Source organism: Bacillus sp. SH7-1 (assembly GCF_008042405.1).
Lineage (GTDB): Bacteria > Bacillota > Bacilli > Bacillales > Bacillaceae_G > Bacillus_A > Bacillus_A thuringiensis_N.
The window spans coordinates 44,273-60,116 of record NZ_QNUD01000020.1; the positions used below are offsets into that span (position 1 = coordinate 44,273).

A 15,844-nucleotide genomic window follows, 5' to 3' on the forward strand; every position below is an offset into this window, starting at 1 on the left:
GAAAACGATGATAGGGGAAGCAACGGAAAAAGATGTAACATACATTTTAGATATTTATAATGATGCCATACTAAATACAACCGCTGTATATGCATATAAACCTGTAACCCTTGAAAATAGAATAGATTGGTATGAACAGAAAAAGGCTGAGGGTTATCCGATTTTAGTATATGAACTAGATAATAAAGTAGTAGGTTTTGCGACACTCGGTCCGTTTAGAGCTTGGCCTGCCTACAAATATTCAATTGAGCATTCTGTGTATGTTGATAAGGAATATAGAAAATGTGGGATTGGAACTTCTTTGATGAGAGCATTAATCACAATTGCAAAAGAAAGAGAATATATGACTTTAATTGCTGGAATTGATGCGGAAAATGAGAAAAGTATTTCTTTACATGAAAACTATGGATTTGTTCATGCTGGTACAATCAAAAAGGCTGGTTATAAGTTTAATAAATGGCTAGATTTAGCTTTTTATCAATTGGAGCTTAGCGGTCCTAAAACGCCTACGGAAGAATAGATAATTGCATTTTGCCTAGTATTTATTTTAGAAAGGTAGCATGGAGTAATTTCATGCTATCTTTTTTTATTGTAATAGCCGATTTAATCTGCTAAAAAGGGTTTTTACATTCTATATTGAATTATTGAAGGTGATAAAACGATATGAAATGAGGAATGAAAATGGAAACTGTCATTCGAAAAATGAAAGAGATACAATCTGATCATGTTGGGATAACTATTTATTCTACAAAAAGCAATCGTATAGTTGCTTCATATAATAGTGAATTAAATATTCCGTTAGCATCGGCAGCAAAAGTAGTAATCGGATTTGTAGTAGCGCAAATGGTGAAGGAAAATAAATGTCATTGGAATGATATACTTCAGCATGTTAAATTTAATCCGAAAGAAGATAGTGCGCAGTTATATCCACATTTACAAGGGAGAAGGACTTTAACACTTAGTAAAGCAGTAGAAGTAATGATAGCATGTCATGATAGTTACGTTGCGCAGTCAGTTGTAATGTACTGTGGTGGATGGGATGTTGTGAAAATGTATGCCCAAACGTACTTTTCAAAAATTCATATACAAGAGGACGCTAGAGATGAGAAAAATGTTGGAGAATTAAATGAAGTTCTTTCACTGTTAGTACATATTTTTCAGGGGTATAAATCAGAAGCAGAATTATGGGAACCAATTATTAGCGGTATGGTAAGGCAGCAAGGTGAATATGAAGGAATACATTCATATCACTTAGCTCATATGACAGGTGGACTATCTTCAGCTACAATAAATATTGGTATAATAGGAATATTTAACGAATTCCCGTTTCTTTATGTTATTGGGGGAAAAGATTTACCTAATCGACGTGAAAATAAAGAGGTAGATGAAGTTTTTGCAGTAGCCTTGAAGTACATATATAAAGAATATAGTGAAAGTATGCTAGGAGTAATTGATTGAAAAGAAACTTAAAGACATCAACAATCATTATATTAATAGTAACAATTATCGCATTGGAAGTTGGAATCGCGATTTACGATCACACTTTATTGTTAGATACAATTTACTTTGCAGCGATCTTCATTTGTATTGTATTACTTTTGGGTACACGTATTTCTAAAGAGAAAGAATGTATATCGAAACAAGGGCGAAGAAAAACAGCTCTTCTATTTTGGCCATCTATTTTACTGTCTATCGCTTCTTTTGCAGTTATAAGTTATATAAGTATAGGCTATGTTTCTGTGCCAGGGATAATTGGTTTTTCATGCTTTGTTACATATGGTGGATTCGTATTTATTAGTATTTTAAAGAGGAAAAGTAAAAATGAAAGGTAACTTACTAAGTTGAAAGGAAGGAATATATGAAACACATAGAGAACGGTACTCGCGCTGAAGGAGAATACATAAAAAATAAAGTCATTCAATATAACATGTCTATTTTAACTGATGAAGTGAAACAGCCGATGGAACAAGTAAGTTTCGTAGTGAAAGATGAGGATGGAAAAATCTTTGGCGGGGTAACAGGAACGATGTATTTTTATCATCTTCATATAGATTTTTTATGGGTTGACGAATCGGTTCGTCATGATGGTTATGGCAGTCAACTATTACATAAAATTGAAGACATCGCAAAGGAAAAAGCTTGTAGATTAATATTACTAGATTCATTTAGTTTTCAAGCACCAGAATTTTATAAAAAGCACGGCTACCGAGAATATGGTGTTGTTGAAGATCATCCGAAGGGACATAGTCAACACTTTTTAGAGAAGAGATTATAGTAATAGTATTCTGCCAGAAAAATAGATTTTAAAAGTATCACTAACAAGGTGATGCTTTTTATTTTGTTTATAGCTACTACTCAACCAGATACAATTATGGGAACAAATAGTAAGGTTTGTATAACAAAGATTTTCTTTTTTATCGGAAATAAGTTACTGTCTTTGTAGAAGGTAGTAACTTATTTACTATGTGCACTAACAAACAGTATTGAATTTTTTGAAGGGGAAGAGCAATAAGACGAGCTCTGAATATAATAATGCTATAGGAGGTGTAAAGTAATAGGTTATATTGTAGATATTTCAAAATGGAACGGTAACATTAACTGGGATGTAGCAGCTCCACAACTAGATTTCGTAATCGCTAGGGTACAGGATGGTTCGAATTATGTAGATCCTTTATATAAAAGTTATGTTCAAGCAATGAAAACAAGAAATATTCCGTTCGGTAACTATGCATTCTGCCGCTTTATTTCAATTGCTGATGCGAAGAAGGAGGCACAAGATTTTTGGAATCGTGGTGATAAGAGTGCTACAGTTTGGGCTGCTGATGTAGAAGTGAAAACAATGGATGATATGAGAGCTGGTACACAAGCTTTTATCGATGAGTTACGCCGACTAGGTGCTAAGAAAGTTGGCTTATATGTTGGGCATCATGTATATGAGCCTTTCGGTATGGCGAACGTAAAAAGTGATTTTGTATGGATTCCTAGGTATGGTGGTAATAAACCAGTATATCCTTGTGATATTTGGCAATACACTGAGACAGGTAATGTACCAGGTATCGGTAAATGTGATTTAAACCAATTGATAGGAAATAAGCCACTTTCTTGGTTTACTGAATCAGTACCAAAACAAGAAAACGTACAAGCACAAGTTTCTAAACAAAATATCATCCAATCTGGAGCCTTTTCACCTTATGAAACTCCAAATGTTATGGGAGCGTTAACTTCTTTAAAAATGACTGCTACCTTCATTTTACAATCGGATGGTTTAACATATTTTGTTACTGAACCTACTAGTGATACGCAATTAAACGCAATGAAAAGTTGGCTTGATCGAAAAGGTTGGTGGTATGAAGTTAAATAATAAAAAAATAGCTAGCTACTATTTGTGCAAAAAAAGAGCCGTCCAGGTTTTGGAGGGCTCTTTTTTACTATTCAAATAGTTTATTCATTAAATCTTGTATTTCACGTCTTCTTTTATCTGTTTCGTCCTTATCAATTGTATAAGTATCATCCTGTATTATAAGAACATCACCCTCTTTTGCAGTGGAAGGGAGTTTGGATTTAGGTACATCAATTGTTACGTTATTCACTTCAATAACTGCTAGTTCGCCTTCAAAACGGTCAATAATACCTCTTTTCATAATTATCTCTCCGTTCTTACAGAAATGCTAGAACCATCACTATTAATAGTTACAGTTCCATTTAAATCAGTTCTATATACCTTAACAGCCATTGCATTTAACTTAGCTAAAGTTTCCTGTGTAGGATGGCCATATCGGTTACCTGCACCTGCACTGATCACAGCGATACTTGGTTTCACTGCATCTAAAAATGGTTGAGAAGAAGATGTCTTACTTCCATGGTGACCAGGTTTTAATACATCAGCCTTTAGGTTAGAGCCATGTGTTGCAATCATATCTTTTTCACTTTTAGATTCAGCATCACCAGTAAATAAGAAAGATTTGCTGCCATGTGTTACTTTTAATACAGCACTCCACTCATTTAGATCGTTACCGTATTCTTTAACAGGAGCTAAAAATTGAGAGTTTAAACCATTGATTGGTAAAGTTACTCCAGATTTCGCTTCTTTAATAGTTAACCCTTTGTTAGCTACTGCAGTTAAAAAGTCTTTAAACGTTTGTGTCGTATGACTTACTTTAGGCGCGTAAACGTTTTTTACATTCATAGAATATAAGACTTCATCTAATCCGCCTACATGATCAGCATCAGGATGAGTGGCGATCATATAATCAATAGTTTGGAATCCTAATCCTTTTAAATAATTTGCTACTACTTTACCTTTTCCGTTGTTACCACCGTCAATAAGAATCGTTTCTCCACTTGGGGATTTAATAAAAGTAGCATCACCTTGTCCTACATCAATATAATGCACCTCTAAGTTATCTTTAGGCTTAGGAAGAGCTGGACGGAAATTTGGTTCTAATACACGAGCCAAAAATGCAGCGAATTGCTCACGAGTTACTTTTACGTCTGGACCAAATGTACCATCAGGGAATCCAGCGGTAATATTATTTTGAGCTAAAATTTTGACATAATTGTAACCCCAGTGATTAGATGGAACATCAGGGAAATTTACGTCGGCACCTGTCGGTTTCAAATCAAAAGTTTTAACAAGAACTACTGCCATTTCTGCACGAGATAATGAGCGGTTAGGGAAGTAGTTTGTTTCGCGTTGTACAATGTTGTTATGTGCTAACTTATGTACAGAATCATAGTAATAGATACCTTTGGCTACATCAGAAAAAATATGATTATAGCTAGATGGTTTTTCTAATTTTAATGATAAATCTAGCATTAAGGCCATTTGTCCACGAGTTACATCATCACTCGGTTTAAAAGTTCCTTCTGGCGTACCTTTAATGATACCTTTATCCGATAAATAGTTAATTTCTTTAATTGCCCAATGATTAGCTTGGACATCAGGGAAAGATTTGGCACTTGTAAGATTTGGAATGAACAATGTTAAAATCATGACAAATGCTGTTAGTAATAAACTAAACTTTTTCAAAAAATCGCCTCACTTAATGTATTTTTTACCTTATTAACTTTACCATTTCTTACAAGTAATTCAAGGTTTAATAGATAAATATCTTATTAGTAATTGTGTATATTCACGAATTCATCAATTTTAAATAAGGTAATTTAATAGAGGGGATATGAAAGATAGTGAAGAACTGTTTATATTGCAATTGTAAAATTTGTATTATAAATTAATCTTATGAAGGTTTGGTAATAGGTTGGATTCCAAAACTAAATAGTGATGGAAGGGAAGTAAGGAAAAATAAATACGTGGAGAAGCTGCACTGTGTATATCGAATTGAGTAATTCGCTTAAATGTCATAATAGTAACTTAATGAAAGGTGCTAACAAGTGTGTAAACGACCTTGTTAATATCAAATTTAAATATTGATAAAATTAGTTATAATAATTTACATTCTATTTAATGGGAGAAAGAAAATGTACACGTATAAATTACAAATTGATCAACCAATCTGCGCAGAAAAATTAAAGAAGCTTTACGATTCTGTCGGTTGGTGGCCAGAAAGAAAAGAAATCGATATTGAAAAAATGTTAAAGAACAGTATAGCAATTGGGGTATGGAAAGAAAATGAGTTAATTGGTTTTGCTAGAGTTGTTTCAGATGGTGTTTTTCGGGCGTACATAGAAGATGTTGTTGTACATGGTAGTGTAAGAAATAAAGGTATTGGAGAGAAGATGCTTACAATGTTACTTGAAGAGATATCTCATATCGATATTGTGAGCCTATTTTGTGGAGAGAAACTTATAAAGTTTTATGGTCAACAGCAGTTTCAAGCGACAAAACAAATTGTAATGCATCGGATTCAAATAGCGAAAGAATAAGAGGTGGCAATTAGTATGATTGCAACAAGGGCGTATTGTTTATCGAAAAGAAAAGCGACAGAAGATTCTCCTGATGGTTGGAGTGCAACATGTATGAGGCTTAATAATAAAATATTTGCGATATTGAACCATGAAGAAGGCGAAAAAGCGGCAATAACATTAAAATGTGATCCAGAACTTGCAATAAGAATAAGAGACGATTATCCAGATACAATCATTCCAGGATATCATATGAATAAAAAACATTGGAATACAGTGTATATACATAAAGATGTAGAGCAGGAGCAAATTAATAAGATGATTGATTGGTCGTATGATTTAGTTCTACAGTCATTTTCAAAGAAAAAGCAGCAAGAGTTATTAGATTAATATGTATAAGAGGTGGATGTATTGAAAGACACGATCAAAGGTACATATGATAAATTAGCGAGTACATATAAAGAAAATCTAGATTTGGCAAATCCATATAACAGCTATTATGAAAGACCAGCGATGATGGAGATGATTCCAAAGAAATTAGAAGGGAAGAGTATACTAGATGCCGGATGTGCAGCTGGATGGTATACTTCTCAATTTGTAGAAAGAGGAGCAAATGTTACTGCAATTGATGTAAGTTCTGAAATGGTAAAAGCTGCAAAAGAAAGTATGGGTGATAAAGCAACGTTTCTTTGTCATGACTTGCAAGAAGTATTACCGTTTGAAGATCATACTTTTGATGTAATTGTAAGTTCGTTAACTCTTCATTACTTAGAAAATTGGAATCAAGTATTTCAGGAGTTTCGTCGAGTATTGAAGCCAGGTGGCGAATTTATATACTCCATTCATCATCCTTTTATGGACTTTACAAATTTCACCTGTGAAAATTATTTCGAAAAACAATTATTAGTAGATACTTGGGTTAAACCAAACATTACAATTGAAGTTGAATTTTTTAGAAGGTCACTTCAAGACATTATTAATGGAACTACAAATTATTTTGTGCTAGAAAAAATGGTGGAACCGAGGCCAGTTGAAAAGATGAAAGAAGTAAATGAAAAATCTTATCATTATTTAAATACAAATCCCCATTTTCTTATTATTAAAGCAATTAATAAATAGCTAGTAAAATGATTATATTTTACTAGCTATTTGTAGTTTTAAATTACATATTAGGAGAACTTGATATGAATACGGAACGAAATCGATTATTATATGCACTTTTTACTATTGTTGTAATCATTTTAGGTCTTAGCTCAAGAAAGTTAGCTTTTGCGCTGCCCGCTCTATTAAATGATTATTTAGGTGATGCTTTATGGGCGTTGATGATATTTACTGGATTCGGATTTTTATTTCCTAAAATAGAAACAAAGAAATTGGTTTTTATTAGTTTAATGTTTTGCTACGGGATTGAAGTGAGCCAATTATACCATGCTGAATGGATAGATAGTGTTCGTGCAACGACTTTAGGCGGACTCGTATTAGGTTATGGATTTTTGTGGAGTGATTTAGTTGCTTATACAATTGGTGTTGGGGTAGGAATATTTTTTGAGTTTATGTTACGGAAGAAATAGGATAATCTGAAAAGGGGTATGTATTTATGAAAAAAATAATATTAATAGGTTCTGGTGGTTCAGGGAAATCTACATTAGCAAAAGAGTTAGGGAATAAACTAAATATTAAAGTACATCATCTTGATGCGTTATTTTGGAAACCAAATTGGGAGGGTGTACCGAAAGAGGAGCAAAGAGTTGTTCAAAATGAATTAGTTAAAGGAGAAAAGTGGATTATTGATGGGAATTATGGCGGGACGATGGACATAAGAATGAACGCAGCTGATACAATTATCTTTCTTGATATTCATAGAACGATATGTGTTTGTCGTGCTTTTAAAAGAGTTGTACAATATCGGAATAAAACAAGACCGGATATGGGCGCGGGATGTGAAGAAAGATTTGATTTGCAATTTTTTAAATGGATATGGGAATATCCTAATGTTAAACGACCTACAATTATAAAAGAGTTAGAGCAATTGCCAGAAGAGAAAAAGGTTATTGTTTTAAAATCTTCAAGTGAGGTTCGGAAGTTTTTACAGCGCATATAATAGCATGTGACACAACAATTCTTTGTGGATATTAAAGATTAGTTTAATAAAACTATTTTTTTTTATAATGATGTATTTAAACATTCCTGAAAATTGTATTTTGTAATAGGAACCTATGTAAAAAGAATGCTTGGAGGAATAGAGAATGAATAACGATTTAATTCAAAGGATCGATTCATTAATGATCAATATTCCAGAAGGAGAAGTAGTATTAAGAGATGATCGCATAAAAAAAGAATGGCAAGTTCAAATAAAACCATTTCTTCTTGCAAAGTATGTTGTAACGATGGAATTATATGATGCTATTACAAATAGTACATGTAATGATTATAAAAATAGCAATAAGCCAGTTGTAAATATTTCATGGCATGATGCAATTACTTTTTGTAATTCACTCTCTAAAACAGCAGGGCTTACAGAGTTTTATTCTATACAAGATGAGGGGAAAAAGGTTAGTTGTAACTTACATTCAAATGGCTATCGATTACCATCTGATGCAGAGTGGCAATACGCATGTAAAGCTGGTACGCCAGGATATACATATGGAGAACTTCAGAAAATAGCATGGTATAATGAAAATTCAAATGGACAAATTCAAGACGTTGGTAAAAAAGAGCCGAATGCATGGGGACTTTATGATATGTTAGGGAACGTTTGGGAATGGTGCTATGATTTGTATGATGAAAAGGTGTATGGATCATACCGGATTTTTCGAGGTGGCAGTTGGGCTGAAGAAGCTAGAGGTTGTGGTGCGACTTGTCGCCGACGTAGCCATCCTACATTTCATATAGATGACCTTGGTTTTAGGCTTGCAAGGTCAATTTAATAAAAGAATAGTATATAACAAAGATTTTAGAGAGTATCGATATTCTTAACACGCTAGAATAGATTTGACTTAAGGAGTGTTTAAAGTGGCACGTGTTTTATTCATTAATACTGGATCAGAAGGGCATATAAATCCAACATTGCAAGTTGTAGAAGAATTAGTTTCGCGCGGGGAAGAGGTAGTTTATTTTTCAATAGAAGCTTTCAGGGAGCGTATTGAGAAGACAGGTGCTACTGTACGAACGATTGATGACCAAAAATTTATAGAAGCGTTTCTTTCCGGTGGTAGAAATTATTTGCAGGAAAGAATAAACGGCCTTCTACATACAGCAGATGTTATTATACCCAGTGTTCTTGAACAAATTGAAGGGGAACATTTTGATTATATGATTCATGATTCGATGTTTGGCTGTGGCCGTATAATTGCTCAAATTCTAAATCTTCCTGCCATAAACTCCTGTACATCTTTTGCGCAGGATGAAAAATCATTTAAACGAATGTTAGAACACCTTTCTAAAAATATCCCGCTGGAAATTCAGGATAGAATACATAAAGATTTTCAAAACTTAACAAAAGGAATTGCAGAAAAATATAGTGTTGAAATAAACTCACCGTATGAAGTTTTTTGTAACCCAGCATCACTCACTATTGTGTATACGATTAAAGAATTTCAACCTTTTGTTGATATGTTTGATGAAACATATAAATTTGTAGGCCCATCTATTTCTTCACAAGTAAAAAATGAAGACTTTGATTTTACTTCAATTGAAGAAAAAAGCCCAATTTATATTTCTCTAGGCACTGTTTTTAATGAAGCGCTTGATTTTTATAAACTCTGTATGAAGACGTTTGAAAATAGTGAGCATACTATTGTGATGTCTATTGGTAATAAAACGAAAATAAGTAATTTAGGTACTATTCCTAAAAACTTCATTGTGAAAAACTATGTACCACAAACTAAACTACTTGCATATACAAAGTTGTTTATTACACATGGCGGAATGAACAGTACACATGAAGGATTAAATAACGGGATTCCACTCATTGTAATTCCGCAAAGTGCAGATCAGCCAGTAATCGCAAAGCAAGTAGAGAATCTAGGAGCTGGGATTAAGTTATCTATGAAAGAATTAACTGTGGAACAACTACGTGAAAGTGTAGAACTTGTATTAAATAATCCATCATATAAAGAAGCTGCATTACATTTGAAGAAGTCATTTCGAAAATCTGGTGGGCATAAACAAGCTGTCGATGAGATTTTTACATTTATAGGTCAGTAATAAATAGAAGGTTATACATGAGAAAAGTGTCTATATGAAATGGTATAGACACTTTTCTGTTATATAAAGCGGAGAATCAATTACATTGAAAGATTAAATATCCTGTTTTATAAATTCTGACCATAGTATTACGTGTTAGTAATGCTTTCACATTTTCTGCACAACTTCTGCACATGTTTTGTTGATTTCTATGTCATGATATATTCATTAAGTGAAATATTTCACATGAATAGAAATATATTTTCACTGCGGTGTATGCATAACTAACACATACATCGATACAAGATTGTCTCTCGTTATTCTTTTACATCAAAGCCCACATTACACTACAAAGTATAACAAGAAGGGGACAGGAACATGAATAATCGATTTTTAAAACAACTACAAAACATGAAAATGAACAAAAAAAGTCTAGGAGCTGTTGCATTAACAGCTGGAATTATTGGTACGACACTTATTCCTCAAAACGCATACGCGCACGGTTTTGTTGAAAAGCCTGGCAGCCGATCTGCTTTATGTAGTCCAACTTATGGTGCACTAAATGTAAATTGCGGAAGTGTTATGTATGAACCGCAAAGCTTAGAAGCACCAAAAGGATTCCCGCAAGGTGGCCCAGTTGATGGGCAAATCGCTTCTGCAGGTGGTAAATTTGGTGGTATTTTAGATCAACAAGCAGACAATCGTTGGTTTAAAAATACAATCACAGGTGGGGAAAATACATTTACTTGGAAGTATACAGCGCCTCATTTAACGAGTAAATGGCATTACTATATTACAAAAAAAGGATGGAATCCAAATAAAGCGCTCACAAGAGCAGATTTTGAACCAATTGGAACTGTACAACATGATGGTTCTGCAGCCTCAAATAATTTAACTCACAAAATCAATGTACCTACTGATCGAAGTGGATATCATGTGATTTTAGCAGTATGGGATGTAGCTGATACTGCAAATGCATTTTATAATGTAATTGATGTTAATCTCATCAATGACGTAAAACCAGATACAGAAGCTCCAAGTATTCCAAATGGAATTCAGGAACAAAAAGTAACAGCGCATAGTATAGAACTAGCATGGAACGCTTCTACGGATAATATAGGGGTAAAAGGATATCAAATCTTCCGTAACGGAGAGATGATCGACACTGTACCGGGCACTCATTTTATTGATAAAAAATTACAACCAAGTACGGAATATTCTTATACTGTAAAAGCGATTGACACAGCTGGAAATGTCTCGAAAGAAAGTGCAGCATATACAGTGAAAACGACAGTTGAGGCTCCTGATACAGAAGCACCAACACAACCAAAAGGATTACATAGTATGGGAACAACAACGTCAAGTGTGGATCTAATGTGGAGTCCTTCTGACGATAATATTGGTGTAGACCATTACGATATTTATAGAGAAACAGAAGGATCGATGAAAAAGATTGCAACATCCAATACGACTTCTTATATGGATAAAAATTTACTCCCTAATACTATTTATAAATATGTAGTGAAAGCTGTTGATGGAGCTGGAAATGAATCTGTACAGAGTGATATATTCACAATTACTACAAAAGCTGAAAGCGCTTCATATGAAGAGTGGGATGCAAGGAAAGTATATGAAAAGGGAGATAGAGTTCTACACGAGGGAAAAGTATATGAAGCAGTCCAGAGTTATAAAGGAAATGGGGATCCAAACTGGATTTATGCCTTATCATTATGGAAAACAATATAAGCTTTACCGAGGTATGAACTAAGAGATAATGGGCTTTGATGCAAAAGGACATCTTGAGAATTCATTTTTCTATTAATAAAAAAGTGTAGTATATGAATACATAAAGTAGTTTCATATACTACACTTTTTATTATGATAATATTTTCGTCATAAGTATATGCGGAATTCCATCTTCCATAAATACATCAGAAGAAGTTTGATAATCTAGTTTTTTATAAAACCCTTCAGCTTGTGTTTGGCCGTGTAGTTTTACTTTTGTAGCTTCTTTGTCACGAGCAATTTCTTCCAACGCTTGAATTATTACTTTTCCTAATCCGTATTTACGATAGTCTTTTAAAATACAAATGCGTTCTAATTTACCAATACCATCAACAAATCGTATACGACCTGTACCTACAGGAAGCTTATTATAATAAACTAAAATATGTTTACATTTCTCTCCGATTTCATCAAACATATCGAATTCATCTTCAAGTGGGACATTTTGTTCTTTTACAAATACTTCTTTTCGAATGTGAAAGGCAGTTTCTAAATCTGTAAGTTCTGTTATGAGTTTGGAGTGCAAATTGTTCAGCCCTTTCTAGTGTAATATGCTGTTGTTTTCATAGTATATCATAATGATACGTAATAAAGAGAAAATATAAAAAGCTGACTGTAAGAGTCAGCTTTCATTATAATTCCTGTATCCCATTTTTTGTTCCAATTATCGCCCTACTAGTCATATTAACAAACAATCCGGTTTCAACTACACCAGTAATCATTTTTAATTCAGTGTGTAAATGGGCAGGATTAGATATATGATTAGGGAATATACAATCTATAATTATGTTATTGTTATCGGTTATAAATGTATCGTTATTTTTCAAACGTAACGTCGTTTGGCATCCTAAAGACTGAATTTTACTTTCTGTTTGTTTCCATGAAAAAGGTATAATTTCAACAGGTAATGGGAAAGTACCTAAGCGTGTCACAACTTTTGATTCATCAGCGATAATTATAAGTTCTTTCGAGGAGGAGGCTACAATTTTCTCTCGTAGTAATGCACCACCGCCGCCTTTAATAAGCTGTAAATTAGGATCAATTTCATCAGCTCCATCAATTGTAAGATCAAGACTTTGTACGTCGTTTAACGAAATCAATGGGATATTTAATTGTTGTGCTAATGCCTCTGTTTCCTTTGATGTCGGTACAGCTTGAAATGATAACCCTTCTTTTACACGATCACCTAATTTTTGAATCGTCCAATATACAGTTGAACCTGTGCCAAGCCCAACTGTCATTCCATCTTTTACAAAGTTTGCAGCATATTCACCTGCGAGTTGTTTTAGATTCATCGCTTTATTCCGCCGGACGTGGTCCAGCATCAAGACCTGAATTCTCAACTGTAAGTACCGGACGAACGACTAAATCTTTATGTACACGCATTTGACAAGATAATCGTAAATGATCCTCAATCCCTTTTTCCGTCATCGCATTTTTTTCATACGCACTCGCTTCACAAAAATCACCCGCTATAATTTCTACTCTACAAGTTGTGCAACGTGCTTTTCCGCCGCAACGATGGAGTATGTTTACACCGTTGTCTTCAATCGCTAATACTAATTTTGTGCCTTCTTTTACATCAAAAGTTCCTGCACCTTCAATTGTTAATTTTGGCAAAATTGTTCCTCCTCACGTAAAATTGTACATAACATATTTATGACCGCGAATTCTTGAACATAAACATAATTTTTTTATATGCCCCGTAACTTTTTTATTTGTTGAATCGTTAATTAAGTAAGCGCTGAAAAGGAGTGGTTATTTTGTGCACAAAAGTAACTCATATTTTAAAAAATCATATCGATATGAATCATTCAAATATAAACTTTTTAATTGAGCAATATGGAGAATTGAAAAGGTACTGTACATTTTTAACGAAAAACAAATGGGACGGCGAAGATCTTGCCCAAGAAACAGTTTGTAAAGTTCTTCAAAAATATGGTGATAAAGATATTTGTATGACGCTTGTATATAAAATAGCTAGAAATCGTTGGTTAGATCAAATAAAGTCAAAATCAGTTCATGAAAAAATAAGAGATCAAATTACTTTTGAAGAACCACATGAAAAAATTGCGGATTTGCATGAAATGGTAGGGAAAGTATTATTTTCATTAAATGTACAGCAATCCACAATTTTATTATTAAAGGATGTTTTTCAATATAGTATCGCTGATATTGCCAAAGTATGTTCCGTATCGGAAGGGGCAGTGAAAGCTTCTTTATTTCGGAGTAGAAATAGGCTGAAAACTGTAAGTGAAGAAGGGATTGAGATAGTCGAATTCACAGATGATATTGAAGTTGTAGTAACGTCTATTCGTGAAGAAAGGCCGGAATTATTAACCAAACTTCTTCCGACAATTGATTTTACTAAGTTACCATCTAAACAGCCAGTCTTATTATTTAATGCGAAAAACCCTTCTTCCTACAGTTGTATGCTTTGCGCGGCATAACAATTATTGGAGGGATTTAAAATGAATGCAATTCCATATGTAGTAGAACAAACGAAATTAGGAGAACGTTCCTATGATATATATTCAAGGTTATTAAAAGACCGAATTATTATAATCGGTTCAGAGATTAATGATCAGGTTGCGAGCAGCGTAGTAGCGCAATTATTATTTTTAGAAGCGGAAGACGCAGAGAAAGATATATTCCTGTATATTAATAGTCCTGGCGGCTCAACGACAGCGGGATTTGCAATATTAGATACAATGAATCTTATTAAACCGGATGTGCAAACGCTTTGTATGGGCTTAGCAGCATCATTTGGTGCCCTTTTACTATTAGCTGGCGCAAAAGGAAAAAGATTTGCGCTTCCTAATAGTGAAATCATGATTCATCAGCCACTTGGCGGTGTAAAAGGGCAAGCAACAGAAATCGAAATTACAGCAAAAAGAATATTGAAATTAAAGCATGACATTAATCAAATTATTGCTGACAGAACAGGACAGCCAATCGAAAAAATAGCACATGATACGGAAAGAGATTATTTTATGACAGCAGAGGAAGCTAAAGAATATGGGATTGTTGATGGGGTCGTTGAGAAAAAATAACATAAAACAGGCTAGAGAATATGCTAATTCTCTAGCCTGTTTTTTAATCTTTAATCCATTCATCAACTAACGATTGATTCTTTTTAATCCAATTTCGAGCAGCTTCTTCTGGATCTTTCGTTTTATTTAACATGACCATTAATGTACCAAGCTGTTCATCGTTCATTTTCCATTTATCAAAGTATTTCACGATATCCGGATGATCTTTTTCGAAACCTTTACGAACAGAGTAATAAATGTCATCTTTTTCACCATATACTTTCTTAGGGTCTTTTAAATATTTTAAGTCAAATTCTGAAAAGCCCCAATGCGGATTCCAAAGCGTAACAGCGATTGGTTTCTTCTTCGTAAATGCTTTCTTTAGTTCACTCATCATCGCCGCTTCAGAAGATTGGACAAGTTTTAGTTTAATATCATATTCCTTCATTGCTTTATTCGTTAAATTCATAAGACTACTACCGGGTTCGATACCGACAATTTTGTTATCTAGTTCATCTTTATGAGCATTTAAATCCTCGATACTATTTATGCTTTTCATATAAGAAGGTACGACAAGGCCAAGTCCAGTACCTTCATACCATTTTGATTTTAAGACAATATCATCTTTATAACGATCGTTTAGCGGTTTATCCGTAACGGGTAGCCATACTTCTAAATTAGCATCAACATCACCACGAGCGACACCAGTCCAAATTGCCGCTTTTTCTAAATACATGAGTTCAACTTTGTAGCCTTTTTGTTCTAATAAAACTTTCCACATGTTTGCTGTTGCAATGTTTTCTTTCCAACTTGTTACACCAAGTTTAATTTTTCCTTTCGAATTTGCATTTGTTGCATTACATGAAGTGAAAATCATAGTAATAAATAATGCAAGGCATATAAGCCATATTTTCTTTCTCATTGAAAACCTCCTAAGGAACGTTTGCCTTTTTAAATAAATGTATAAGTAAGCATTCTTA

Annotated in this window: 21 protein-coding genes; 15 read left to right on the forward strand and 6 right to left on the reverse strand. The window is 33.7% G+C overall.

What is annotated here, in order from left to right; genetic code table 11:
• The first annotated feature begins 7 nt into the window (after window positions 1-7).
• From DN390_RS17785 to DN390_RS17805, 5 genes are all read left to right on the forward strand, one after another.
• A complete protein-coding gene (locus DN390_RS17785) occupies window positions 8-520 on the forward strand; it encodes a GNAT family N-acetyltransferase (protein ID WP_147807982.1) in 513 nt (170 codons plus the stop codon).
• A gap of 161 nt (window positions 521-681) precedes the next feature.
• Window positions 682-1,458, forward strand: coding sequence for a serine hydrolase (locus DN390_RS17790; protein ID WP_060631156.1), 777 nt, complete (start codon window positions 682-684; stop codon window positions 1,456-1,458).
• Window positions 1,455-1,832, forward strand: coding sequence for a hypothetical protein (locus DN390_RS17795; RefSeq protein ID WP_147807983.1), 378 nt, complete (start codon window positions 1,455-1,457; stop codon window positions 1,830-1,832). Before DN390_RS17790 ends, DN390_RS17795 begins: the two co-directional genes overlap by 4 nt.
• Window positions 1,833-1,858: 26 nt before the next feature.
• The gene (locus tag DN390_RS17800) at window positions 1,859-2,275 is read left to right on the forward strand and encodes a GNAT family N-acetyltransferase (RefSeq protein WP_147807984.1); all 417 of its coding nucleotides are present in this window, start codon (window positions 1,859-1,861) and stop codon (window positions 2,273-2,275) included.
• 279 nt (window positions 2,276-2,554) lie between these two features.
• Entirely contained in the window at window positions 2,555-3,361 is an 807-nt protein-coding gene (locus DN390_RS17805) for a GH25 family lysozyme (RefSeq protein WP_147807985.1), read from the forward strand.
• A 67-nt stretch (window positions 3,362-3,428) separates the two neighbouring features.
• Here DN390_RS17805 and DN390_RS17810 read toward each other — a convergent pair whose 3' ends face one another.
• Together DN390_RS17810 and DN390_RS17815 are read right to left on the reverse strand one after the other, a co-directional pair.
• Window positions 3,429-3,641, reverse strand: a complete 213-nt coding sequence (locus DN390_RS17810; RefSeq protein WP_060631152.1) for a DUF3006 domain-containing protein — start codon at window positions 3,639-3,641, stop codon at window positions 3,429-3,431.
• Window positions 3,642-3,643: 2 nt separating this feature from the next.
• Window positions 3,644-5,029 carry an S-layer homology domain-containing protein gene (locus tag DN390_RS17815; RefSeq protein WP_147807986.1) on the reverse strand — a complete coding sequence of 462 codons (1,386 nt, stop codon included), beginning with the start codon at window positions 5,027-5,029 and terminating at the stop codon, window positions 3,644-3,646.
• Between the two features lie 449 nt (window positions 5,030-5,478).
• On the opposite strand from DN390_RS17815, the gene DN390_RS17820 reads away from it, so the two are divergent.
• The 8 genes from DN390_RS17820 (at window position 5,479) to DN390_RS17855 (ending at window position 11,793) form a co-directional block, all read left to right on the forward strand.
• Window positions 5,479-5,883: a GNAT family N-acetyltransferase gene (locus tag DN390_RS17820; RefSeq protein WP_147807987.1), complete on the forward strand. Its 405-nt coding sequence runs from the start codon at window positions 5,479-5,481 to the stop codon at window positions 5,881-5,883.
• A 15-nt stretch (window positions 5,884-5,898) separates the two neighbouring features.
• Entirely contained in the window at window positions 5,899-6,252 is a 354-nt protein-coding gene (locus DN390_RS17825; protein ID WP_147807988.1) for an MmcQ/YjbR family DNA-binding protein, read from the forward strand.
• Between the two features lie 21 nt (window positions 6,253-6,273).
• Window positions 6,274-6,981, forward strand: a complete 708-nt coding sequence (locus DN390_RS17830; RefSeq protein ID WP_147807989.1) for a class I SAM-dependent methyltransferase — start codon at window positions 6,274-6,276, stop codon at window positions 6,979-6,981.
• 65 nt (window positions 6,982-7,046) lie between these two features.
• Window positions 7,047-7,433, forward strand: coding sequence for a ribosomal maturation YjgA family protein (locus DN390_RS17835; RefSeq protein ID WP_147807990.1), 387 nt, complete (start codon window positions 7,047-7,049; stop codon window positions 7,431-7,433).
• 26 nt (window positions 7,434-7,459) lie between these two features.
• Window positions 7,460-7,963 (forward strand): DNA topology modulation protein, encoded by a 504-nt coding sequence (locus tag DN390_RS17840; RefSeq protein WP_147807991.1) that lies wholly within the window; start codon window positions 7,460-7,462, stop codon window positions 7,961-7,963.
• Between the two features lie 145 nt (window positions 7,964-8,108).
• A complete protein-coding gene (locus DN390_RS17845; protein WP_147807992.1) occupies window positions 8,109-8,789 on the forward strand; it encodes a formylglycine-generating enzyme family protein in 681 nt (226 codons plus the stop codon).
• Between the two features lie 85 nt (window positions 8,790-8,874).
• Window positions 8,875-10,068 (forward strand): macrolide family glycosyltransferase, encoded by a 1,194-nt coding sequence (locus DN390_RS17850; RefSeq protein ID WP_147807993.1) that lies wholly within the window; start codon window positions 8,875-8,877, stop codon window positions 10,066-10,068.
• A gap of 357 nt (window positions 10,069-10,425) precedes the next feature.
• Window positions 10,426-11,793 (forward strand): lytic polysaccharide monooxygenase, encoded by a 1,368-nt coding sequence (locus DN390_RS17855; RefSeq protein WP_147807994.1) that lies wholly within the window; start codon window positions 10,426-10,428, stop codon window positions 11,791-11,793.
• 130 nt (window positions 11,794-11,923) lie between these two features.
• On the opposite strand, the gene DN390_RS17860 is transcribed toward DN390_RS17855, so the two are convergent.
• The 3 genes from DN390_RS17860 to DN390_RS17870 all read right to left on the reverse strand — a co-directional run bounded on the left by DN390_RS17860 (window position 11,924) and on the right by DN390_RS17870 (window position 13,452).
• Window positions 11,924-12,358, reverse strand: coding sequence for a GNAT family N-acetyltransferase (locus DN390_RS17860; RefSeq protein ID WP_147807995.1), 435 nt, complete (start codon window positions 12,356-12,358; stop codon window positions 11,924-11,926).
• A 106-nt stretch (window positions 12,359-12,464) separates the two neighbouring features.
• Window positions 12,465-13,127, reverse strand: a complete 663-nt coding sequence (gene rpiA / locus DN390_RS17865) for a ribose 5-phosphate isomerase A (RefSeq protein WP_147807996.1) — start codon at window positions 13,125-13,127, stop codon at window positions 12,465-12,467.
• A gap of 4 nt (window positions 13,128-13,131) precedes the next feature.
• Window positions 13,132-13,452 carry a 2Fe-2S iron-sulfur cluster-binding protein gene (locus DN390_RS17870; RefSeq protein WP_147807997.1) on the reverse strand — a complete coding sequence of 107 codons (321 nt, stop codon included), beginning with the start codon at window positions 13,450-13,452 and terminating at the stop codon, window positions 13,132-13,134.
• Between the two features lie 143 nt (window positions 13,453-13,595).
• Here DN390_RS17870 and DN390_RS17875 point away from each other — a divergent pair, with 143 nt between their 5' ends.
• Window positions 13,596-14,282, forward strand: a complete 687-nt coding sequence (locus DN390_RS17875; protein ID WP_147807998.1) for an RNA polymerase subunit sigma-70 — start codon at window positions 13,596-13,598, stop codon at window positions 14,280-14,282.
• Between the two features lie 21 nt (window positions 14,283-14,303).
• Window positions 14,304-14,885, forward strand: a complete 582-nt coding sequence (clpP, locus tag DN390_RS17880) for an ATP-dependent Clp endopeptidase proteolytic subunit ClpP (protein ID WP_097952343.1) — start codon at window positions 14,304-14,306, stop codon at window positions 14,883-14,885.
• Between the two features lie 43 nt (window positions 14,886-14,928).
• On the opposite strand, the gene DN390_RS17885 is transcribed toward clpP, so the two are convergent.
• A complete protein-coding gene (locus DN390_RS17885; protein ID WP_147807999.1) occupies window positions 14,929-15,786 on the reverse strand; it encodes a glycine betaine ABC transporter substrate-binding protein in 858 nt (285 codons plus the stop codon).
• Window positions 15,787-15,844: the final 58 nt, after the last annotated feature.